This window comes from Planosporangium mesophilum (genome assembly GCF_016863255.1).
Lineage (GTDB): Bacteria > Actinomycetota > Actinomycetes > Mycobacteriales > Micromonosporaceae > Planosporangium > Planosporangium mesophilum.
On sequence record NZ_BOON01000033.1, the window covers coordinates 1 to 20,081 of the forward strand.

General features: G+C 71.3%; 19 protein-coding genes. 9 read left to right on the forward strand and 10 right to left on the reverse strand.

Annotation, left to right across the window (positions count from 1 at the left end; all coding sequences use genetic code 11):
• On the reverse strand, positions 1-715 hold a 715-nt coding region (locus Pme01_RS17790), incomplete at its 3' end, for a glutamine amidotransferase (protein ID WP_203935714.1).
• A 206-nt stretch (positions 716-921) separates the two neighbouring features.
• Here Pme01_RS17790 and Pme01_RS17795 point away from each other — a divergent pair.
• Together Pme01_RS17795 and Pme01_RS17800 are read left to right on the forward strand one after the other, a co-directional pair.
• Entirely contained in the window at positions 922-1,845 is a 924-nt protein-coding gene (locus tag Pme01_RS17795; protein ID WP_168116937.1) for an NADP-dependent oxidoreductase, read from the forward strand.
• A 13-nt stretch (positions 1,846-1,858) separates the two neighbouring features.
• The gene (locus Pme01_RS17800) at positions 1,859-2,620 is read left to right on the forward strand and encodes a class I SAM-dependent methyltransferase (protein ID WP_168116936.1); all 762 of its coding nucleotides are present in this window, start codon (positions 1,859-1,861) and stop codon (positions 2,618-2,620) included.
• Here Pme01_RS17800 and Pme01_RS17805 read toward each other — a convergent pair whose 3' ends face one another.
• The 5 genes from Pme01_RS17805 to Pme01_RS17825 are packed head-to-tail and all read right to left on the reverse strand — an operon-like array spanning position 2,621 to position 6,844.
• On the reverse strand, positions 2,621-3,583 hold the full coding sequence (locus Pme01_RS17805; RefSeq protein WP_168116935.1) for a quinone oxidoreductase family protein: 963 nt from the start codon (positions 3,581-3,583) through the stop codon (positions 2,621-2,623).
• Positions 3,583-3,945: a hypothetical protein gene (locus Pme01_RS17810; protein WP_168116934.1), complete on the reverse strand. Its 363-nt coding sequence runs from the start codon at positions 3,943-3,945 to the stop codon at positions 3,583-3,585. The genes Pme01_RS17805 and Pme01_RS17810 overlap by 1 nt, the downstream gene beginning before the upstream one ends.
• Positions 3,942-4,859, reverse strand: coding sequence for a DODA-type extradiol aromatic ring-opening family dioxygenase (locus Pme01_RS17815; RefSeq protein WP_168116933.1), 918 nt, complete (start codon positions 4,857-4,859; stop codon positions 3,942-3,944). Before Pme01_RS17815 ends, Pme01_RS17810 begins: the two co-directional genes overlap by 4 nt.
• A 12-nt stretch (positions 4,860-4,871) precedes the next feature.
• Positions 4,872-5,660 carry a citryl-CoA lyase gene (locus tag Pme01_RS17820; protein ID WP_239088300.1) on the reverse strand — a complete coding sequence of 263 codons (789 nt, stop codon included), beginning with the start codon at positions 5,658-5,660 and terminating at the stop codon, positions 4,872-4,874.
• The gene (locus Pme01_RS17825) at positions 5,657-6,844 is read right to left on the reverse strand and encodes a CaiB/BaiF CoA transferase family protein (RefSeq protein ID WP_168116931.1); all 1,188 of its coding nucleotides are present in this window, start codon (positions 6,842-6,844) and stop codon (positions 5,657-5,659) included. The genes Pme01_RS17820 and Pme01_RS17825 overlap by 4 nt, the downstream gene beginning before the upstream one ends.
• Before the next feature lie 246 nt (positions 6,845-7,090).
• Here Pme01_RS17825 and Pme01_RS17830 point away from each other — a divergent pair, with 246 nt between their 5' ends.
• Complete coding sequence (locus Pme01_RS17830; protein ID WP_168116930.1) at positions 7,091-8,563, forward strand: amidohydrolase family protein; 1,473 nt, start codon at positions 7,091-7,093, stop codon at positions 8,561-8,563.
• A gap of 37 nt (positions 8,564-8,600) precedes the next feature.
• On the forward strand, positions 8,601-9,422 hold the full coding sequence (locus tag Pme01_RS17835; protein ID WP_168116929.1) for an IclR family transcriptional regulator domain-containing protein: 822 nt from the start codon (positions 8,601-8,603) through the stop codon (positions 9,420-9,422).
• A 1-nt stretch (position 9,423) separates the two neighbouring features.
• Here Pme01_RS17835 and Pme01_RS17840 read toward each other — a convergent pair whose 3' ends face one another.
• Complete coding sequence (locus Pme01_RS17840; RefSeq protein ID WP_168116928.1) at positions 9,424-10,773, reverse strand: SGNH/GDSL hydrolase family protein; 1,350 nt, start codon at positions 10,771-10,773, stop codon at positions 9,424-9,426.
• Positions 10,774-10,915: 142 nt separating this feature from the next.
• Between Pme01_RS17840 and Pme01_RS17845 the strand changes: the two genes are divergently transcribed.
• From Pme01_RS17845 to Pme01_RS17855, 3 genes are all read left to right on the forward strand, one after another.
• Complete coding sequence (locus Pme01_RS17845; protein ID WP_168116927.1) at positions 10,916-11,359, forward strand: pyridoxamine 5'-phosphate oxidase family protein; 444 nt, start codon at positions 10,916-10,918, stop codon at positions 11,357-11,359.
• A 124-nt stretch (positions 11,360-11,483) separates the two neighbouring features.
• The gene (locus tag Pme01_RS17850; RefSeq protein WP_168116926.1) at positions 11,484-11,933 is read left to right on the forward strand and encodes a hypothetical protein; all 450 of its coding nucleotides are present in this window, start codon (positions 11,484-11,486) and stop codon (positions 11,931-11,933) included.
• Complete coding sequence (locus Pme01_RS17855; RefSeq protein WP_168116925.1) at positions 11,930-12,286, forward strand: DUF5615 family PIN-like protein; 357 nt, start codon at positions 11,930-11,932, stop codon at positions 12,284-12,286. Before Pme01_RS17850 ends, Pme01_RS17855 begins: the two co-directional genes overlap by 4 nt.
• Before the next feature lie 69 nt (positions 12,287-12,355).
• On the opposite strand, the gene Pme01_RS17860 is transcribed toward Pme01_RS17855, so the two are convergent.
• On the reverse strand, positions 12,356-13,648 hold the full coding sequence (locus Pme01_RS17860; RefSeq protein WP_168116924.1) for an MFS transporter: 1,293 nt from the start codon (positions 13,646-13,648) through the stop codon (positions 12,356-12,358).
• Positions 13,649-13,994: 346 nt separating this feature from the next.
• On the opposite strand from Pme01_RS17860, the gene Pme01_RS17865 reads away from it, so the two are divergent.
• Both Pme01_RS17865 and Pme01_RS17870 read left to right on the forward strand, forming a co-directional pair.
• On the forward strand, positions 13,995-16,433 hold the full coding sequence (locus Pme01_RS17865; RefSeq protein ID WP_203935715.1) for a beta-glucosidase family protein: 2,439 nt from the start codon (positions 13,995-13,997) through the stop codon (positions 16,431-16,433).
• Between the two features lie 15 nt (positions 16,434-16,448).
• Positions 16,449-18,011: a carboxylesterase/lipase family protein gene (locus Pme01_RS17870; RefSeq protein WP_168116922.1), complete on the forward strand. Its 1,563-nt coding sequence runs from the start codon at positions 16,449-16,451 to the stop codon at positions 18,009-18,011.
• A 63-nt stretch (positions 18,012-18,074) separates the two neighbouring features.
• Here Pme01_RS17870 and Pme01_RS17875 read toward each other — a convergent pair whose 3' ends face one another.
• Positions 18,075-18,857: an alpha/beta fold hydrolase gene (locus Pme01_RS17875; protein WP_168116921.1), complete on the reverse strand. Its 783-nt coding sequence runs from the start codon at positions 18,855-18,857 to the stop codon at positions 18,075-18,077.
• Positions 18,858-18,866: 9 nt separating this feature from the next.
• The gene (locus Pme01_RS17880) at positions 18,867-20,045 is read right to left on the reverse strand and encodes a 4-hydroxybenzoate 3-monooxygenase (RefSeq protein ID WP_168116920.1); all 1,179 of its coding nucleotides are present in this window, start codon (positions 20,043-20,045) and stop codon (positions 18,867-18,869) included.
• Positions 20,046-20,081 lie beyond the last annotated feature (36 nt).

Below are 20,081 nucleotides of genomic sequence, written 5' to 3' on the forward strand. Positions count from 1 at the left end.
CGACGAAGTTCGCGAGCATCCTCGCCGGCTCGGTCACCACCGCCACGCTCACCCGGCCGATGAGCTCCTCGATCTCCGCCGGCGGGAAGTAGCCGGCGTGCTGGTACACCTGGATCCGCGTGACGATGCCGGACACGTCCAGCTCGGGGTGGAACTGCGTCGCGTACAGGTTCTGCTTGACCCGGAACATCTGTACCGGGCACCGGGGCGAGCTGGCCAGCAGCACGGCACCCGGCGGAAGCAACCGACACGCCTCCTTGTGTCCGACGAACGCGTCGAACTCCTCGGGCATGCCGGCCAGGACCGGGTCGACCAGCCCGGCGGCGGTGAGCGTGACGCGTACCGAGGAGACCGGCTCCGCGTAGGTCCGGTCGATGATCCCGCCCTGGTGTACGCCGAGCGTTCCGACGCCGTAGCAGGCGCCGAAGAAGGGGAAGTCGCGGGCGACGATCTCGTCCAGGAGCGAGCCCAGCTCGCACTCGACCCGGCGCTGGACCGCCGACTTGGCCGCCTCCGGGTCGCTGGAGTTGAACGGCCCTCCCCCGACGAGGACGCCCGAGTAGTCGTCGAGGTTCAGCCTCGGCAGCGGCGCGGCCTCCATCCGGATCCGGCGGAGCTGCTCGGCGGATAGGCCTGTCACCCTCAGGAACGCGGCGTACTCGTCGTCCGCCGCCGCGTCCTCGGCGCGCGAGGACAGCAGCAGGAAGGGTCTCACCGGGAGATCGTAAGCCGACGCGGGGAGTTGCCACCGACCGGGCCGACCTGCGACTTTGCCCGTGGTCTCGCTGGCGGTCATCGCCTCCTGCGCTGCTCGTACCGGCCGGTTGAACCCCCGACGACGACGACCGGCGGCCGATGCTGGTGCTTGCTCACGGAGATCGATCCCTCCACTATGGGTCGCAGTCATCGAGGGGAGCACTGATGCGCGCGATCCAGGCGAAGTCCTACGGCGGCCCGGAGGTGCTGGAGCTGGTCGACCTTCCGGTGCCGGTACCCGGTCCCGACGAGGTGTTGGTACGGGTGGTGGCGGCCGGTACCAACCCGGTCGACTGGAAGGCCCGCGCCGGGTACGTGAGCGACTGGTTCGGCGGTGGCCCCTACATCTGGGGCTGGGACGTCTCCGGCGTGGTCGAGTCCGTGGGCGCGGGAGTCACCGGATTCCAGCCCGGTGACGCGGTCTTCGGCATGCCCCGCTTCCCCGCCCTGGCCGGTGGCTACGCCGAGTACGTGGCGGCGCCGGCCGCGCATCTGATCCAGAAGCCAGACCACCTCGACCACGTACGGGCGGCCGCGCTGCCGCTGGCCGGCCTGACCGCGCTTCAGATCCTCGATCTGGCCGGCGTTCGCGCCGGGCAGCGGGTGCTGGTCACCGCGGCCGCGGGCGGCGTGGGCCACCTCGCGGTGCAGCTCGCCAAGGAGCGCGGCGCCCACGTACTGGGTACCGCCCGGGCGGCGAACCACGACTTCCTGCGCGGCCTCGGCGTGGACGAGCCGATCGACTACACCGCGGTGGACGTGGCCGGCGCCGTACCCGACGTCGACGTGGTCCTCGACTCGGTCGGCGCCCACGATCTACTGAGGACGGTCCGGCCGGGTGGGACGATGGTCACGTTCTCGAGCGGGTTGCCGGACACGCTCAAGACCGCCGCCGACGCGGCCGGGGTACAGGCGTTGGGCCACCTGGTACGGCCGGACGCCGCGGGGCTGGCCCGGCTGCTCGATCTGTACGAGGCCGGGCGGCTGCGGGTTGAGATCGCCCGGGTGCTGCCGCTGGCGGAGGTGGCCACGGCGCACGAACTGCTGGCCACCACCCGGACGCGCGGAAAGATCGTCCTGTCGCTGTGACCGAAAGGCGCTCATGACCAGGCAACCCCCACCGTCCGCTGAGGACTTCGACCAGTGGTACGCGAACATGATCGAATCGCCGGCCAAGGACCAGATCGTGCAGCGCCACCTCGGCCTGCCGGTCCATCTCCTGTCCACGGGCCTGCTGGGCCGGGACGGGATCGCAGAGGTCACCGCGGCCCTTCGGCTGTCGCCGGGGCAGGTGCTGCTGGACCTCGCCTGCGGGCGCGGCGGTTACGGCCTGGAGGTGGCCCGGCGTACCGGGGCGCGGCTGGTGGGGATCGACTTCTCGGGTGAGGCGATCCGGCAGGCGAGGCAGCACGCACAACGGATGGGCCATACGGCCCGCTTCGAGGTCGGGGAGCTGACAGCCACCGGGCTGGACGCCGCCTCGATCGACGCCGTCATGTGCGTCGACGCCGTCCAGTTCACCGACGACCCGGGGGCCGTCTATCGCGAGCTGCGCCGGATCGTGGTACCGGGCGGGCGCGCCGTGGTGACCTGTTGGGAGCCGGTCGACCCGGGCAACCGCCGGTTGCCGGAGCGGTTGCGGGCGGTGGACCTGCGTGCGGGGTTGGCCGCGGCCGGCTTCGTCGAGATCACGGTCGACGAGCGCCCGGACTGGCAGGCGATGGAGCACGCCCTGTGGAAGGAGGCCGCCGCGCTCGACCCGGGTACGGACCCGGTGCTGGCCGCCCTCCACGAGGAGGGCGTACGGGCGCTGGAGTTCGACCACCTGCTCCGGCGGGTCATGGCGTCGGCGACGGCCGGGTAGCTAATCCAGGTTCAGGACGAGCCGGCTCGTGGCGCGCCCCTGGGCCTGCCGCGACCAGGCCGTATCGGCCTCGGCCAGCGGCACGGTCTCGTACTCGACGACCAGCCGCCCGGCGGCGGCGTGGTCGGCGACGACCCGCAGGGCGTGTTCCCGCTGCTCGCTGCTCAGCTCGTTGTTGGTGTAGCCGAGTATGCGAAGCGACCGGCTGCGCAGCGTCGCCGAGTCGAAAGGCGAGTGCTCGCCGGCCGAGCTGCCGAGGTTGACCAGTCGCCCGTGCGGGCCGAGGGTACGCAGCGCCGCGGCGGCCGGTACGCCGAACAGCGGGTCGAGGACGACGTCCACCGGCCCGTCGCAGGCGTCGAGGAGCCGTCCTGCGAGGGAGTCCACGTCGTCGGCGTCGGTCAGGGCGACCACCGCGTCGGCACCCAGCCGGCGGGCGCGCTCCTGCCCGGCGGTCGACCGGCAGGCTGCGACGACGCGCCGGGCGCCGTGCAGCCGGGCCGCCTGGAGCGCGACCTGACCGACGACGCCGCCGGCGCCGAGGACCAGGACCTGCTCTCCGGAGCGCAGTTCGCCGCGCCAGGTCAGGGCCTGCCAGGCCGCGACCGCCGACAGCCCGAGGGCGGCGACCAGGGTGTGGTCCACGTCGGCGGGCAGCGCGACGACGTCGGGAGCCGGGACGACGCAGTACTCGGCCATGCTGCCGTCGCCGGGGCGCATCCCGGCGGCGGTGGAGAACCAGACCGGGGTGCCGTCGTCGAGGCGGCCGACGCCCTGCACGCCGGGGACGTAGGGCACGGCGGGGGCGCCGAAGTACGAGCTACCGGTCCAGCACAGCACGTCGAGCGGCGTGATGGGCGCGGCGGCGACGGCCACCCGTACCTGCCCGTCGCCGGGGCGGGGCGACTCGCGGTCCCCGACGACGGGCGGCTGTCCACAGTGGTGGATGACGGCGGCGCGCATCAGGTGGCGATGTCCGGGTACGGCAGCGAGAAGTGCTGCAGCCGCAGCGCGTACTCCTTCTGGAAGCCCAGCGGCTCGGCGTGGTCGCGCTCGAACGCGGCGATGAACAGGGTCAGCGTGAGGAACGGGTGCGCGCCGAGTTCGAACAGCTTCACGTAGTCGTGCGCGACGAGCGCCTCCCGCTCGGGGTCGTCGAACGCCAACCAGGTACTGGCCTCGCCGGTGTGGCAGTTGAGGAGCTGGTTGGCCCGCTCCGCCTCCCACCACGCCACCGTGCCGCGCGGGTCCTCGCGGTAGCGCTCCACCAGTTCGGGGTCACGGTCGACGGTGTACAGGAACTTGTTCAGCAGGTACTTGCTCATGCCGATTCTCCCTTGCCTTCGCTGCGGGGCTCGCAAGCTCGCTCCTCGCTCAGGCCCGGCCCTCCGCTCGGGTACCAGGTGAAGTACGCCTCCATCGTGTGGAACAGGTCGAGCGTGTCGACGTAGTCGGCCTTCGCGCCTTCGCCGGCGACACCCATCATCAGCATGAAGTCCATGAAGCCGTGGGTGGCATTGCCCGGCGCGTGCAGGCTGTCGAGGGTGACCTCGGACAGACAGCCCTCCAGGTCGCCGTTCGCGATCCACTCCACGGCCCGCTGGTCGAACTCGGGGTCGGGGCCGTGCGGACCGAACTGGCGCGGCCCGCCCAGTTCCAGCGACAGGTGCCCGGTACCGATGACCGCCACCCGCTGGTCGCTGGGCCAGGACTCGATCAGCTCACGGATGGTCCTGCCGAGCTGCACGAAGCGCTTCGGCTGCGGCAGCGGCGGGGCGAAGATGTTGGTGTACACCGGCACGATCGGCAGGTCGGCCTCCGGCCGCAGCGTGATGATCGGGCAGGTGATGCTGTGGTCGATCCGCAGCTCGTTGCTGAACGCGAGGTCGAAGCCGGCGTCGAGGCCCTCGCGCAGCAGGTACCCCGACAGGTCCTCCTGACCCTTGAGCACCATCCGGGGCAGCCCGAACTCGCGCTCCTCGTTGTACCAGTTGGCGTCGTAGACGGGGGCCTTGCCGATGAGGAACTGCGGCATGTTGTCCAGCCACAGCTGGTGGAAGTGGTCGGAGCCGACCATGACGAGCACGTCCGGGTTGGCGCGGGTCAGCGTCTCCCGGAACGCGGTGATCTTGCGTACCCACTCGTCGGCGAAGGGCGGCCGGTCCTCGCCCCGGGCGGTGCTGGCCCGGTAGTAGAAGGGGTGGTGGGTCGAGGCGATGACCGCGGCCAGTTCAGCCATGGACGGCTCCTCTCAGGACGGATCGGGGGTGACGTAGGTGGCGTTGCGGTCGACGGTCAGGTAGACGTCCATGCCGATCGGGTTGCGGCGCTCCTCGGCCAGGTGTCCCAGCAGTCCGGCGGCCCGGGCCAGCAGCGCGAAGCCGCGCAGCAGGTCGACCGGCAGCCCCAGGTCGGCGAGCGCGGCGCCGCAGACCCCGGCGCCGTTGAGCGGGAGGGTGCGGCCCAGCACCTGCGGGTGGACCCGGCCGATCGCCTCGAACAGCCGCAGATGCGGCCCCCGCAGCTTCTCCTCCTCGGCGATCCGGATGAGCACCGGGGTGCGCGGATCCTGGACCTTGTGTACCGGGTGGCCGAGGCCCGGTACGAACCGGCGCTCGGCGCGCGCCCGGGTGACGGCGTCGAGCGCGAGGGCGTCGAAGCCCGCGTCGTCGGTCGGCAGCGCTCCGTCCACAGTAGCCAGAGTGTCGGCCAGGAACCGGCCGCAGTCCTCGGTGACGCCCAGGAAGCGGGAGCCGCCGCCGAGTAGGCCGGCGGCGAGCGCGCCCTGCAGCGAGTCGGGGGCGCTGAGGTACGTGAGCCGGGCGGCGATGGCGGTCGGAGTGAAGCCGTGGTCGGCCAGCGCGACCAGGACCGCCTCGAAGACCCGTACCTCGGACGGCGCCGGACGCCGCTGCGTGACCAGCCACAGCGCCAGCTCACCGAAGCCGACCCGGCCCATCAGGTCGGCGGCGAGGTCCTGACCCAGCAGCCGGATGGAGTCCGCGTCGGAGGTGCCGATCGACGTCGGGAAGGTGCTCACTGATTCTCCTGCCCCTCGGACAGCCATCTGCGGATCTCGGCGCCGTGCTCGTCGAGGCCCGGCGGCGGTAGTTGGTAGCGCGGCGGGGTCGCCGAGAAGGTGATCGGGTTGCGCACGCTGGGCACGGCGCTGTCCCCGTCGCCGACCTCGACGACCGGATCGAGGCCCAGCTCCTTGGCGAAGGCAACCCCGTCGTTGATGGTGTTGATCGGGGCGCACGGCACCCCGACGGCGATCAGGGCGCGGAACCACTCGTCCTTGGTCTTCGTCCGCAACCGGTCGACCAGCAACGGCCGGAGCTGGTCGCGGTTGGCGGTACGGTCGGAGTTGTGCGCGAACCGGGCGTCGCCCACCAGCTCGGACACGCCGAGCACGTCGCACAGCTTGGCGAACTGCCCGTCGTTGCCGGCGATGACGATCAGCTCGCCGTCGGCGGTGGGCAGCGGCTCGTACGGGAACAGGCTGGGGTGGGCGTTGCCCATCCGGTACGGCACCACTCCCCCGGCGACGTACGCGCTGCTGTGGTTGACCAGTCCGGACAGCGCCGAGGACAGCAGGTTGACGTCGATGTGCTGACCCTGGCCGGAGGTACCCCGGTGGTGCAGCGCGGAGAGGATCCCGATGGCGGCGTGCATGCCGGTCATCACGTCGAAGACGGCGATGCCGGCACGGTACGGGGAACCGTCCGGGTCGCCGGTCAGGCTCATCAGCCCGGAGATCGCCTGCACCATCAGGTCGTACCCGGGCAGCGCGGCGCCCGCGCCGGTGCCGAAGCCGCTGATCGAGGCGTAGATGACGCCTGGGTTCCCGGCCGCCACGGACTCGTAGTCCAGCTCGAACCGGCTCAAGCCCCCCGGCTTGAAGTTCTCGACGAGCACGTCGGCCCGCGCGGCGAGCTTGCGGGCCACCGCCAGGTCCTCGGGTTCCCGCAGGTCCAGCGCGATGGAGCGCTTGTTGCGGTTGATCCCCAGGTAGTACGTGGAGACTCCGTCGCGCACCGGTGGCATCCAGGTACGGGTGTCGTCGCCGCCCGCGCTCTCCACCTTGATGACCTCGGCGCCCAGGTCGGCGAGCAGCATCGTGGCGTACGGCCCCGCCAGGATCCGCGAGAAGTCGGCGACCAGTAGGCCGGCCAACGGACCCTTCGCCGGTTTTACGCCGTTGCCGTCTGTGTACTCCGGCATTGCCACTCGTTTCCTCCGCCCGTCATGCGGACATCTGTCCGGAGGTTCGAGTATCGAAGTGCGTCACGTCGACTGTCAACGGGTCGATTGCCCTACCAGTCACCCAGAAGGGGACTGAGACCGGTTGTTCGAGACCCTTGACACCCATCCGAATGCGCGCTCAAACTTGCGCCAATCTACGGGTCGTCCGCGATACGGACTGTTGTCCGCAGTGCCGGCCACATTGATGCGTGGGAGTTGATGCAGATGAGCGCGAGCGACGTGGGCTCGACGACCCCGAGCCCGGAGCCCGGCCGTCCCGTCCTGTTCCGCAATGGACTGGTCCTGACCATGGACGACGCCCACCGGGTGCTCCCCGGCACGGACGTCCTCGTGGTGGGCGAGCACATCGCCGAGATCGGCGTCGGGCTGACCGCCCCCGAGGGTGCGCTCGAGATAGACGCGTCCGGTGGCATCCTGATGCCGGGCATGATCGACACGCACCGGCACATGTGGCAGACCGCGATGCGCGGCTACGGCGCCGACTGGACGCTCACCCAGTACTTCGTCTGGTACTACCTGGAGTCCGGGAAGCTCTTCCGCCCCGAGGACGTGTACGCCGGCAACCTGCTCTCCGCGATCGAGGCGATCGACGCCGGGGTGACGACCACTGTGGACTGGTCGCACGGCCTGCGGACCACCCAGCACGCCGACGCCGCCGTGGACGCCCTGCAGGAGGTACCGGGCCGGTTCGTGCTGGCCTACGGCAACATCCAGCAGGGACCGTGGGAGTGGTCGACCAGCCCGGAGTTCCGCGACTTCGTCAACCGCCGGTTCGCCGGACGCGACGACATGCTCGGCTTCCAGATGGCGTTCGACGTCACCGGTGACCCGACCTTCCCCGAGAAGGCGGCGTTCGAGGTCGCCCGGGAACTCGACGTCCCGGTCACCACCCACGCCGGGGTATGGGGCGCCACCAACGACGACGGCATCCGGCTGATGCACGAGAACGGCTTCATGACCCCGCGGACGGTGTACGTGCACGCCGCGAGCCTCACCAACGACTCGTACCACCGCATCGCCGCCACCGGCGGCTCGGTCTCGGTGTCCACCGAGAGCGAGCAGAGCGCCGGCCAGGGCTACCCGCCCACCTGGCAACTGTGCCAGCACGACATCCCGGTGTCGCTGTCGATGGACACCAGCGTCTGGTGGAGCGGCGACCTGTTCTCGGCAATGCGCACCACGCTCGGCGCCGACCGCTCCCGCGAGCACCTCGAGGCGCACGGCCGCCAGGACACGGTCACCCACTGCCGGCTGCGCGCCGAGCAGGTCGTGGAGTGGGCCACCCGGGGCGGCAGCAAGGCCCTCGGCCTCGACGGCGCCGTCGGCAGCCTGGAGAAGGGCAAGAAGGCCGACATCGTACTGATCTCCAACGACCGGTCGCCGGTCATGTTCCCGATCCTCAACCCGTACGGCCACGTCGCGTTCCAGGCCCAGCGCGGCGACGTGCACACCGTCGTGGTCAACGGCCGCGTCGTCAAGCACGACCACCGGCTCGTCGGGGTCGACCTCGCCAAGGCCCGGCGCAGCGTCGAGCAGACCATCGAGTACCTCGTCGGGGAGATGGGGGAAGAGGCCTGGATCAAGGGCATGAACCCGGACATCCCCGAAACCAAGATCCAGGAGAATCCGTACACGTACACCGAGTGGGACGCCGGCTCGGCGCAGTGGAAGCATTGACCCGCCGGTGACGGTCGACGGAAGAAGGCAGGCAGCAATGGCACGCCAAGCGGGACCCGACTTCATCGAGGCCCTGGCCCGCGGCCTCGACGTGCTGCGCTGCTTCCAGCCCGGTCAGCCGGTGATGACGCTCAGCGAGATCGCCGGCGCGACCGGGCTGGCCCGGCCGACCGTCCGTCGGATCCTGCTCACCCTGGACGAGCTCGGCTACGTCCGCTCCGCCGAGCGCGGCTTCGCACTCACCCCACGGGTACTCGAACTGGGCATGACCTACATCAACTCGTTGAGCATGTGGGACATCGCCCGGCCGCACATGCAGCGCCTCGTCACGCAGACCAACGAGTCCACGTCCATGGCCCAGCTCGACGGCAGCGACATCGTCTACGTCACGCGCGTCGCCGTACCGAAGATCATCACGCTCGCGGTGACCATCGGTACCCGCTTCCCGGCGCCGGCCACGTCCATGGGCAAGGTCCTGCTCGCCGCCCTGTCCCCGGTCGAACTCGACGAGGCCCTCGCGCAGCCCGGCCGCTCCGGCGTCACCGCCAAGTGGCAGCCGGACCGCGACGAGCTCGACGCGGCGCTGCGCGAGGTACGGGCCCGTGGCTGGGCGCTCGCCGACGAGGACCTCGCACCGGGCATCCGGTCGGTGGCCACCGGGGTACGCGACGGCCACGGCCGGGTCGTCGCGGCCCTCAACGTCACCGTGCACGCCGCCGAGACCTCGGTACGCCAGCTCACCGAGGAGCACCTCCCCCGCCTGCTGTGCGCCGCCGCCGACATCAGCCGGGACTGGGCACTGCTCGACAGCGTGCCGGCCGCGGTCCACAGCGGGCTCGCTCCCACCGCGACCGGGTGACCTAGTTGAAGCCGAATCCCCACGGCCGGGGCTGCTGCCGGAACAGCCGGTCCGGGACGGCATCGGCCAGCGCCTGGTAGCCCACCGGGTTCAGGTGCAGGTGGTCCCCGTCGTCGTACGACGGCCGCAGCCGCCGCGGGTCGGCCGGGTCGCGCGCCGCGACATCGAAATCGACCACGGCGTCGAACCGCCTACTGTTCCGGATCCACTCGTTGACCGTACGCCGGGCCGCTTCCCGGTACCCCGCCGGATCGTCGTAGCCGGTGTTGCCGCCGAACGGGAGCAGCGTCGCGCCGTACACCCTGATGCCCTGGGCGTGCGCCCGTACGACGATCTGCTCGTAGGCCGCGACCAGATCGGCCGCGACCTGCTTCTGGGCCGCCTCCGTGGCGGCGGCCGTGCCGATGTCGTTGACGCCCTCGAAGACGAACAGCCACTCGACCCCGCTCTGCGCCAGCACGTCGCGGTCCAGCCGCGCCAGGGCGTTGGGGCCCAGCCCGTCGTTCAGTACCCGGTTGCCACCGGCCGCCTGGTTCAGCACGGCGACGCCGGCCGTACCCCGGTGCGCCTGCAACCGTGCGAGCAACCGGTCCGGCCAGCGGTTGTTCAGGTTGGTGGTGGAGCCTCTACCGTCGGTCAGGGAGTCGCCCAGCATGACGACGGCGGAGCTGGTGGACGGTGACCACACCTCGAGGCCGCTGAGGAAGTACCAGTGATTCGTGGTGGTCGCCCCGGGCAGGTCCTCAGCCCCGACGTGGTTGCCGGCCAGCAGGTACGAGGTGGTCCGGGACCCGGGGTGTGAGGTGATGTTGTTGGACGCCTGCCCCTCGGCCAGGTAGGTCGTCACGGTGAGGTTGGACTGGGGCGCCACGTCGACGTTCAGCGGGTCGGAGACCATCTGCGCGCCGACCGGGATGAGCACGGACGACCGGCCGTTGAAGGTGACCGGCCGGGAGGTTCCCGGCTGGATCGCGCCGACGCCGGCCCGCCCACCGACCGGCAGCGCCACCGAGACGGCGGTGATCGGCAACGCCGTGCCGCCGAACGCGTTGGAGAAGCGCAGGCGCAGCTGCCGCCCGCCGACCGACGTGCGGATGGTCTGCCGGAGCGTGGCATCGGCGAGGACCAGGTTGTCCCGCGTGAACGGCGCCGGTGGCATGTTGCCGGGCTCGGTCAGCTGCGGCATCGAGACCCAGGTGTTCACCCAGTGCCCGTTCATCCCCGGTACGACCAGCACGCCGACGGCGCCGGCCTGCGGGCTCACGGCCTGGGCCGAGGAGGCCGTGACGCCGACGGTGGCGATCAGCGCACCCGCGACGGCCACTCCGATGATTGACGACATTCTCCTCATGGCGGTGCTCCCCCCTGAACGGACAGTGAATCCCGCGCCGGCCGATCCAGAAACTTTCGCCGTGCCTTCGAATGTTTCGGCAAAGATACGTTCGTCAATGGACTCGGTCAATGCGCCGGTAGCGGCGACCTATCGTGGAGGCATGACCGATATCGGCGACTTCGCTCGCCTGATCGCCGGTGACCACGGCCTGTGCGTCGTATCGACGCTGCGGCCGGACAACACGATCCACTCGTCGGTGGTGAACGCCGGGGTGGTCGACCACCCGTTGACCGGCCTGCCCGTGGTGGCGTTCGTGGCGATGGGCGGCAGCCGCAAGCTGGCCAACCTGCGGGTCCATCCCCGGGCGACGGTGGTCGCCAGGGTCGGCTGGGACTGGGCGGCCGCCGAGGGCCCGGCCCACCTGGTCGGCCCGGACGACCCGGTCGCCGGGGTCGACACCGAGCGGTTGCCCCTCCTGCTGCGGGAGATCTTCACCGCGGCGGGCGGTACCCACGACGACTGGGCCACTTACGACGCCGTCATGGCGCGCGAGCGCCGAACGGCCGTCCTCATCACACCCGAGCGGGTGTACGCCAACGCGTGAGCCGGCGGCTGCAGCGGGCCGCCCGGCTCGCCCAGGAGTAAGTGACCGGCCTCGACCAATGGGCGGCGCGAGCACCGGAGCTGACACGAGGACGAAGGGCACTACAAGCGACTACGATGTAGTCATGAGTGCGCCTCGTTCCGTCCGTTTCGATGAAGCCGTACTGGCCCGACTCGATCGTTATGTTCGGGAGCATCCCGGCTCGTCGTCATCCTCGGTGGTCAACATGTTCATCGACGAGTCGCTACGCTCCTACGAACACCCGGGCGTCGTTTTCCGGTCCGGGCCGACCGGCCGGCGGGCGACCCTGGCCAGCGGCCCGGATATCTGGGAAATCATCGCGGCCCTGCACGCGGTACGCGCTGAGACGCCCGAACTCGAGGGCGAAGACCTCGCCAACGAGATAGGCGCCGTCACCGGGCTCGGCCGGGATGGGGTTGCCACGGCACTGCGTTACTACGCCGCCTACCCGGATGAGATCGATGAGCGTATCGAGGCCAACCGCGAGGCCGCCGAACGTGAGGAACGGCTGTGGCAGGCCGAGCAGGACCTGTTGCGACGGCGTGGCGCATGACCGGACTGCTGCTCGATGAGATGTACCCGCCAGCCCTTGCGCTCCAGCTGCGCCAGCAAGGTCACGATGCGGTGGCGGCACTGGACATCGAGGTGGGCCTGTCCTCCAGGTCCGACGATGACGTCCTCGCCTGGGCCGCGCGCAACAATCGGTGCGTCGTCACGGAGAACGTGCGCGACTTCGCACGGCTGGCGCCCGTGACGCCCCACGCCGGCATCATCTTCGTCTCGTCACAGCGCTTCCCGCGAACCCGGAACGGCCTGGTCCGATTGGGCGCGGCTCTCGACGCACTGCTCACCGCGAAACGCCTGCCGCCGCCGGACGGCGTCATCTGGCTCAACGTGGCCGAGTAGGAAAACCCGCGGTCCCGGATGCGGTGAAGGGCACCCCCGGGCGGGGGTGCCCTTCACCGATCGTTCCAGCTAGGCGCCGGTCTGGGCAGCCGGCTCCTGGTCCGCGACGACCGCGGACGGGTCGTCGGCGGACGGCGAGGCGGCGACGGACACGGCGATCGCGCCGAGCGCCGCGACCCCGGCGAACACGTAGAAGCCCCACGGGTACGCGATACCCGCGGTGAGCAGCCAGCCACCGACGAGCGGACCGCAGATCGCGCCGATCCGGCCCACCCCGGCGGAACCGCCCAGGGCGGTGGCCCGCCCGGCGGCCGGGTACGCCCGGCTCACGTAGGCGTACACCAGCACCTGGGCGCTGAACACGAAGATCCCGGCGAGCAGCACGCTCACGTACAGGCCGATGGTCGGCAGCTTGATGCTGAGCGCGGCGAGGAACACGGCCGCCGCGGCGAACCAGATGATCGTGGAGCGCCGGATGCCGTTGCGGTCGGCGACCCGGCCGGCCACGAGCAGGCCGATCACGGCGCCGACGTTGAGGACGAGCAGGAGCGTCAGCGCCTTGCCCAGCTCGTACCCGGCCGCCTTCATGATCGTCGGCAGCCAGGTGTTGAGCCCGTAGACGAGCAGCAGGCCCATGAAGGAGGTCACCCAGAACGCCAGGGTGGACCGCAGCATCCCGCCCTGGAACAGGGTCGCCGCGGCGCGCTTGCCGGAGCTCGCCGCCGGCGCGGCGGTACCGTTCGCGACCGCGGCCCGGGCCGCCAGGAACGACTCGGACTCGGGCAGGTAGCGCAGCATCAACGGCACGAGCACGAGCGCCGGCACGGCACCGATCACGAACATCGCCTGCCAGCCGAGCCGGCCGATGACCTCGAGCCCGAGCAGCGCCGTGAGGACGGCACCCACGTGGTACCCGGTCATCAACGTGGTCGTCGCACTCCCGCTGCGTTCCCGCCGGGAGTACTCGGTGACCAGCGCGATCGCGGTGGGCAGGCAGCCGCCCAGGCCGAGACCGGCCAGGAAGCGGAGCAGGCCGAAGACCTCCGGCGACGGGGCGAAGGCGCACAGCAGGGTGAACACCGAGAAGCTGACCACCGCGATCAGCAGGGCCTTACGACGGCCGATCATGTCGGTGATCGCGCCGATCGTGACGGCGCCGATGGTCATGCCGATCAGGCCGACGGTGGCGATGAGCGACGCCGAACCGGGGTTCAGGCCCCACTCCTTGTACTTGAGCAGGAAGGGCATCACGGTACCGAGAACGACGAGATCGAACCCGTCCAGGAGCACGGCGAGCCAGCACAGCGGGAGGACCCACGAAGGGTTGCCCTTCCGAGCCGGCGCGGACAACGCTGCGGTCATGTTTTACCTACTATCCAAGGTCACTTTTTCCAAGGGGGGAGCATGAGTATGCAACACCCCGGAGAGGGCGGTCACAGCTGCCACCTGGTGGGACCCGCTACCACACAGTGGAAGCAAGCGGCGATCCCGGACTGGCGGATCTCCGGCGGGACGCCGCCTACATCGACGTGTAACGATTGAGTTACAGACGCCGCTCGATACCTACCGGGCTCGAGGGCGACGACTTTAGCGTCCAGACACCTGCCACGGTGGTAATCAACCGCCGCGGGCAACGGGAAGGGGCACGGCGATGCCGGGATCTGGTGCTTCCAACGGACGGCGCAGGTTCCGCGCCGGAGCCCTGGCGATGACGCTCGGCGCCGGTCTGGTCGCCGGCGCCCCGGCGACCACCGCCTCATCGGCGGCCTCGGCGCATCCCCCCGGCACGAAGCCGGGCATCTCCGTCGACGCCCTGCTGGCCGCGATGACGCTGGACGAGAAGCTGACCTTCGTCCACGGGGACCGGGACCCGCAGTCGCTGGGCCAGGCGGGATACATCCCGGGCGTGGCCCGGCTGGGGATCCCGCCGCTACGGCTCACGGACGGCCCCGCCGGGGTACGCGTCACGCATCCGAGCACCGCGATGCCGGCGCCGGTCGCGCTCGCGTCCGCCTTCGACGAGACCCTCGCCCGCCGGTACGGCGAGGTGATCGGCCGCGACGGGCGCGCCCTGGGGCAGGACGTCCTGCTCTCACCGATGGTCAACACGATCCGGGTGCCGTACGCCGGCCGCAACTTCGAGACGTTCAGCGAAGATCCGCTGGTCTCGGCCAGGACCGTGGCGCAGGAGGTCAGAGGTATCCAGAGCCAGGGGCTCATCGCGACCGTCAAGCACTACGCGGAGAACAACCAGGAGGCCGACCGCATGGCCGTCGACGTCCGCGTCGACGAGCAGACGATGCGCGAGATCGAACTGGCGGGGTTCGAGGCCGCGGTCAAGGCCGGGGCCGGCGCCGTGATGTGCTCGTACAACAAGGTCAACGGTGATCCGGGGTGCGGCAGCGCTCCCCTCCTCAACGGGGTCCTGAAGGGCGACTGGCGCTTCGGCGGCTGGGTGATGTCGGACTGGGGCGCGACCCACAGCACAGACGCGATCCGCAAGGGCCTCGACCAGGAGATGCCGGGCGGTACCTACCTCGGCCCGGCGCTCAGGGCCGCCATCCTGGCGGGCACCATTCCGCAGTCCGCGCTCGACGCGGCGGTACGCCGCATCCTGGTACAGATGAAGGCGTTCGGCCTGCTCGCCTGCGCCTCCCCCGGCGGCCCGGTGACCGGCTGCCGCCTCGCCCCGCGCCCGTCCTTCGACGGGGCCGCGGACGACCGGGTCGCGCAGGCGGTCGCCGAGGACGGCTCGGTCCTGCTGCGCAACACCGGAAACGCGCTTCCGCTCAGGGGAGCCGCCGCCCGCGACATCGCGCTGATCGGTACGCCGGCGAAGTACCCGGTCATCGGCGGCGGGGGAAGCTCGCAGGTCACGCCGACCCGCGTCACGACCCCCCTCGACGAGATCACGAAGCGGGCCGGGCGGGACGCGACCGTCACGTACACGCCGGGCATCGACACCATCGGCGTGCTCGTCCCCGCGTCCGCGCTGTCGGGCGGCCCGATCGACCTGACCGGTGACGCCGCCCTGCCCAACGGCCAGTCGTTCGTCACCACCCGCACCCTCACCGTCGACACGACCGGCGACTACCTCATCGACCTGCAGGCGGCCCAGGGCATCGCCGCACTGACCGTGGACGGGACCCAGGTCGCGTCGGGGTTCGCGCTCTCCAGCGAACTGACGCACTTCCGGGCGATCGTGCACCTCACCGCCGGTACCCATTCGGTGGGGATCAACGTCACCGGCATCCCGTCCTTCCTCACCGGTCCGCTCCAGGCCCGGCTCACCTGGGTGACCCCGCAGGCCGCGCAGGCGGCGCTGGACGCCGCGGTCGCGGGCGCCCGTACAGCGCGCACGGCCGTGGTCTTCGCGTACGACGAGGGCACCGAGGGTGCCGACCGGACGTCGCTCGCCCTGCCGTACCACCAGGACAGGCTCATCGAGGCGGTCGCCGCGGCCAACCCGAACGTCGTGGTCGTGCTCAACACCGGCTCCGCCGTGACGATGCCGTGGCTGTCGCGGGTCCGCGGCGTCCTGGAGATGTACTACCCGGGGCAGATGGGCGGCCTGGCCACGGCGCGGCTGCTGTTCGGTGACGTCAACCCCGGCGGCAAGCTCACCCAGACCTTCCCCCTCGACGACGCGCACACGATGGTCACCGGCAACCCCGCGCGCTACCCGGGGGTCAACCACGTCGAGCAGTACGACGAGGGCGTCGACGTCGGCTACCGGTGGTACGAGGCGCAGGGCCAGCAGACGCTGTTCGGATTCGGGTACGGCCTGTCGTACACGACCTTCGGCTACAGCAAGCTGCGGGTCGCCCGGGGCCACCACGGGCTGACCGTACGCTTCACGCTGACCAACACCGGCAACCGCGCCGGTGACGAGGTGGCGCAGGTGTACCTGGGCCCCAGCCCGGACGTCCACGGCGCCCAGCAGCCGGTGAAGGCCCTGGCCGGGTACGAGAAGGTCCACCTCGCCCCCGGGGAGTCCCGCACGGTGGAGATCTCCATCGACGAGCGGCAACTGCAGTACTGGGACAGCACGGCGCACCGGTGGGCGCTCGGCACCGGAAGCCGCGCCGTGTGGGTGGGTGCCTCCTCCCGGACGCTCCCGTTGCGCACCAACGTCACGCTCCACTGAACCGGAGGGGAAGTCATGAAGCGGATCGGGTGGGTCGTGGCCGTGGCCGCGTTGGCGCTCCCTCTCCTGTGGACGCCGGACGCCGCGGCGAGCGCGGACCCGTCGGCACGTGTCGACAGTGGACTGCTCCGCGGCACCGGTGACGGTTCGGTGGACAGCTTCCGGGGAGTCCCGTACGCGCAGCCTCCCGTGGGCGCACTGCGCTGGCGGGCACCGCAGCCGGCCCAGCGGTGGCACGGCGTGCGCGACGCGACCGCCTACGGTGGCCGCTGCCCGGTCCTGGCGAGCACGAACGGCCCGCGCTCGGAGACCGAGGACTGCCTGTACCTCAACGTGTGGCGCCCGGCGGGCTCCCGGCCCGGGGCCAGGCTGCCGGTGTACTTCTGGATCCACGGCGGCGGGCTGGTCAACGGAAGCTCCAACCAGCACGACGGCAGCCTCATCGCGCGGACCACCGGCGTCGTCGTGGTGAGCGTCAACTACCGGCTCGGCGTCTTCGGCTTCCTGGCTCATCCCGCGCTGACCGACCAGGCGGGGCAGTCCGGCAACTACGGGTTGATGGACCAGCAGGCGGCGCTGCGCTGGGTGCACGACAACATCGCCGCGTTCGGCGGCGATCCGCACCGGGTGACCATCGGGGGCGAGTCGGCAGGCGGCTGGTCGGTCTGCGCCCACCTGTCCGCGCCGGCCTCCCGCGGCCTGTTCGCCCGCGCCATGATCCAGAGCGGCTCCTGCACCAGCCAGACGCTGGCCGACGCCCAGACCGCGGGCACCGCCTACGCCCGCGTCGTCGGCTGCACCGACGACGCGACCGCCGCCGCCTGCCTGCGCGGCAGGACCACCGCCCAACTGCTGGACACCGCGCCCGCACCGCCCAGCCGCTTCGTGCGCGACGTACCCGTACTGCCGCAGGACCCCGACACGGCGGTGCGTACCGGCGCCTTCGCCCGGGTACCGGTGGTGGTCGGCGCGACCCGCGACGAGGGCCGCACCTTCGCCCAGGGGTTCATCGGCGCCACGCGGGCGCAGTACGAGGCGTGGGTGCAGGGTCAGTTCGGCACCCGGACGCCGGCGGTCCTCGCCCGCTACCCCTGGCCCGCCGACGCCGACCGGTTCACGCCGGCGTACCTGATCGGCGCCATCTTCACCGACTCCGGACTCCTCGCCGGCATCGGCGGCTGCGGCAACCGCTCGCTCACCCGGGCGCTGGCCGCGTCCACCCGTACCTTCTCGTACGAGTTCGCCCACCGCACCGGGCCGGGGCTCAGCCCGCAACCGGCCGGGTACGTGTGGGGCGCCGGCCACGCCGCCGAACTCGCGTACCTGTGGCCCAGCTTCGACAACGGCACGCCCATCGCGCCCACCTTCACCGCCGACGAGAAGCGCCTGGCCCTGGACATGGTGCGGTACTGGGGTTCCTTCGTCCGTACCGGGCAGCCCGCGGCGGCGCACAGCGCCCCGTGGCCGCCGTACAACCACACCGGGCTGACGCTCTCCCTGCGCGCCGGTGGCCGGTCCACGCTCATCTCGGACCGGGAGTACGCCGCCGAACACAACTGCGACCTGTGGACGCCGTAGTCCCCGCCTCGTCCCATGATCCTGAAGGATCTTCCGTGTCGTAGGACGGAGAATCCTCCGGGCTCATGGGTGGGTGCCGGCGATCACCGATGCGAGGAACCGTGGGGCGTCGCGCATGACCAGGTGGCCGCTGCGCGCCAGCAGGTGGCGTCCGCGCGGCACGGACGCCGCGAGGGCCCGGTGCAACGACCGGATCCGGTCGCTCTCGCGCCGCCGCGACCGGCCGGGCGGCAGCCAACCGGGGTACCGGGCGGTGATCACTCGCAGCGGTACGTCGGGCAGGGGGTGCCGCCGCCGCGCCTGGCGTACCTCTTCGGCGGTGGCGGTGAACGCCTCGTCCTCGCGCACCGTTCCGGCCAGGTGCTTGGACCACGACATCAGGTGGGCGACGCGCAGCAGCCGGCTCAGCGAGGCCTCGGCCCAGCGCGTGACCGGTCGGAGCGCCGGGCCCTCGTCCTCGTGCGACGGGTCGACGAGCACGAGGGCCGCGACCTCGTCGGGGTGCGCATGCGCGAACAGCCGCACGACGAACGCGCCCGCGGAGTGGCCGACCAGCACGTACGGCGCGGGCAGGTCCAGTGCGCGCAGCAGTTCCCGCAGTTCGCGCGCCTGCCGGGCACCGGTACGGGGCAGCGCGCCGGGATCGCTGCGGCCCAGTCCGGCCCGGTCGTAGCGCAGCACCGCCCGGTCACCGGGCAGGTGCTCACAGAGCCGCCGCCACGCGGACCCCGGCAGCCCCAGCCCCGCCTCCAGGACGATCACCGGGCCGCGGCCCGGCCGGTACGTGGCGGCGACGGTCGTGTCGCTCAGACGTACCCGCTCCTCGCGCCAGAACGGCCGTGCCACCGGTGCGGCTTACCCGATCGGCAGGCCGGTGTAGTTCTCGGCCAGTTCGGTGGCGGCGGCCCGGGACGAGGCGATGCGGTCCAGCTGGGCGATCTGCAGGCGGGTGTCGAAAGGGGACTGTGCCGGATCGGGGTGCAGGGTGGTGGTCATGAAGTACGAGAAGTGCTCGGCCCGCCAGACCCGGCGTAGGCAGGTGTCGGAGTAGGCGTCGAGCAGCTCGGTGGAGCCGGTGGTGTGCAGGTGCGCGAAGGCCCGGGCGAGGACGACGACGTCGGCGACGGCGAGGTTGAGGCCCTTGGCACCGGTGGGCGGCACGATGTGGGCGGCGTCGCCGGCGAGCAGGACCCGGCCGTACCGCATCGGCTCGGCGACGAAGCTGCGCATGGGCGTCACCGACTTGCTGGTGATCGGGCCGCGCTCCAGCTTCCAGCCGCCGCCCTTGAGGGCGAACCGCGCGTCCAGCTCGTCCCAGATCCGCTCGTCCGACCAGGCGTGCGGGTCGGTGTCGTTTCCGACCTGGAGGTACAGCCGACTGACGGTGGGCGACCGCATGCTGAGCAGGGCGAACCCGCGCTCGGAGTGTGCGTAGATCAGCTCGTCGTTGGACGGCGCCACGTCGGCCAGGATGCCCAGCCAGGAGTACGGGTAGACGCGTTCGAAGGTCCGCCGCACGCCCTCGGGGATCGCGTGCCGGGCCACGCCGTGGAAACCGTCGCAGCCGACGACGTAGTCGCAGTGCAGGGTCTGCTCGCGGCCGGAGTGGGTGAACCGGATGACGGGGCTGTCGGTGTCGGCGCCCTCGACGGCGTCGACCCGGGCCTCGAACAGCAGCGGCGGACCCTCGACCGACTGGAGCGCGATGAGGTCTTTGACCACCTCGGTCTGGGCGTACACCATGACGCTGCGGCCGCCGGTCAGGGCGGGGAAGTCCACGCGGTGGCGCCGGCCGTCGAAGTGGAGCTCGATGCCGTCGTGGACGAGGCCCTCGCGGTCCATGCGTTCGCCTGCCCCGCAGGATCGCAGCACGTCCACGGTGCCCTGCTCGAGGATGCCGGCGCGCTGCCGCTGTTCGACATACGCCCGGTCGCGACTCTCCAGGACCACGCAGTCCACCCCGGCCTGGTGGAGCAGGCGGGCGAGTAGCAGCCCCGCGGGGCCGCCGCCGACGATGCCGACGGTAGTGCGCATCAGTTCCTCCGAGGGGGCTGCCCAACATCACTGTTG

What these genes read in the sequence shown, in the direction of transcription:
- Pme01_RS17795 (WP_168116937.1), top strand. Translation starts at nt 922, where the DNA reads ATGCGCGCGATCCAGGCGAAGTCCTACGGCGGCCCGGAGGTGCTGGAG.
- Pme01_RS17805 (WP_168116935.1), bottom strand. Translation starts at nt 3,583, where the DNA reads ATGCGCGCCGCCGTCATCCACCACTGTGGACAGCCGCCCGTCGTCGGG.
- Pme01_RS17825 (WP_168116931.1), bottom strand. Translation starts at nt 6,844, where the DNA reads ATGCCGGAGTACACAGACGGCAACGGCGTAAAACCGGCGAAGGGTCCG.
- Pme01_RS17870 (WP_168116922.1), top strand. Translation starts at nt 16,449, where the DNA reads ATGAAGCGGATCGGGTGGGTCGTGGCCGTGGCCGCGTTGGCGCTCCCT.
- Pme01_RS17850 (WP_168116926.1), top strand. Translation starts at nt 11,484, where the DNA reads ATGAGTGCGCCTCGTTCCGTCCGTTTCGATGAAGCCGTACTGGCCCGA.
- Pme01_RS17880 (WP_168116920.1), bottom strand. Translation starts at nt 20,045, where the DNA reads ATGCGCACTACCGTCGGCATCGTCGGCGGCGGCCCCGCGGGGCTGCTA.
- Pme01_RS17815 (WP_168116933.1), bottom strand. Translation starts at nt 4,859, where the DNA reads ATGGCTGAACTGGCCGCGGTCATCGCCTCGACCCACCACCCCTTCTAC.
- Pme01_RS17835 (WP_168116929.1), top strand. Translation starts at nt 8,601, where the DNA reads ATGGCACGCCAAGCGGGACCCGACTTCATCGAGGCCCTGGCCCGCGGC.
- Pme01_RS17800 (WP_168116936.1), top strand. Translation starts at nt 1,859, where the DNA reads ATGACCAGGCAACCCCCACCGTCCGCTGAGGACTTCGACCAGTGGTAC.
- Pme01_RS17860 (WP_168116924.1), bottom strand. Translation starts at nt 13,648, where the DNA reads ATGACCGCAGCGTTGTCCGCGCCGGCTCGGAAGGGCAACCCTTCGTGG.
- Pme01_RS17855 (WP_168116925.1), top strand. Translation starts at nt 11,930, where the DNA reads ATGACCGGACTGCTGCTCGATGAGATGTACCCGCCAGCCCTTGCGCTC.
- Pme01_RS17830 (WP_168116930.1), top strand. Translation starts at nt 7,091, where the DNA reads ATGAGCGCGAGCGACGTGGGCTCGACGACCCCGAGCCCGGAGCCCGGC.
- Pme01_RS17810 (WP_168116934.1), bottom strand. Translation starts at nt 3,945, where the DNA reads ATGAGCAAGTACCTGCTGAACAAGTTCCTGTACACCGTCGACCGTGAC.
- Pme01_RS17840 (WP_168116928.1), bottom strand. Translation starts at nt 10,773, where the DNA reads ATGAGGAGAATGTCGTCAATCATCGGAGTGGCCGTCGCGGGTGCGCTG.
- Pme01_RS17865 (WP_203935715.1), top strand. Translation starts at nt 13,995, where the DNA reads ATGACGCTCGGCGCCGGTCTGGTCGCCGGCGCCCCGGCGACCACCGCC.
- Pme01_RS17845 (WP_168116927.1), top strand. Translation starts at nt 10,916, where the DNA reads ATGACCGATATCGGCGACTTCGCTCGCCTGATCGCCGGTGACCACGGC.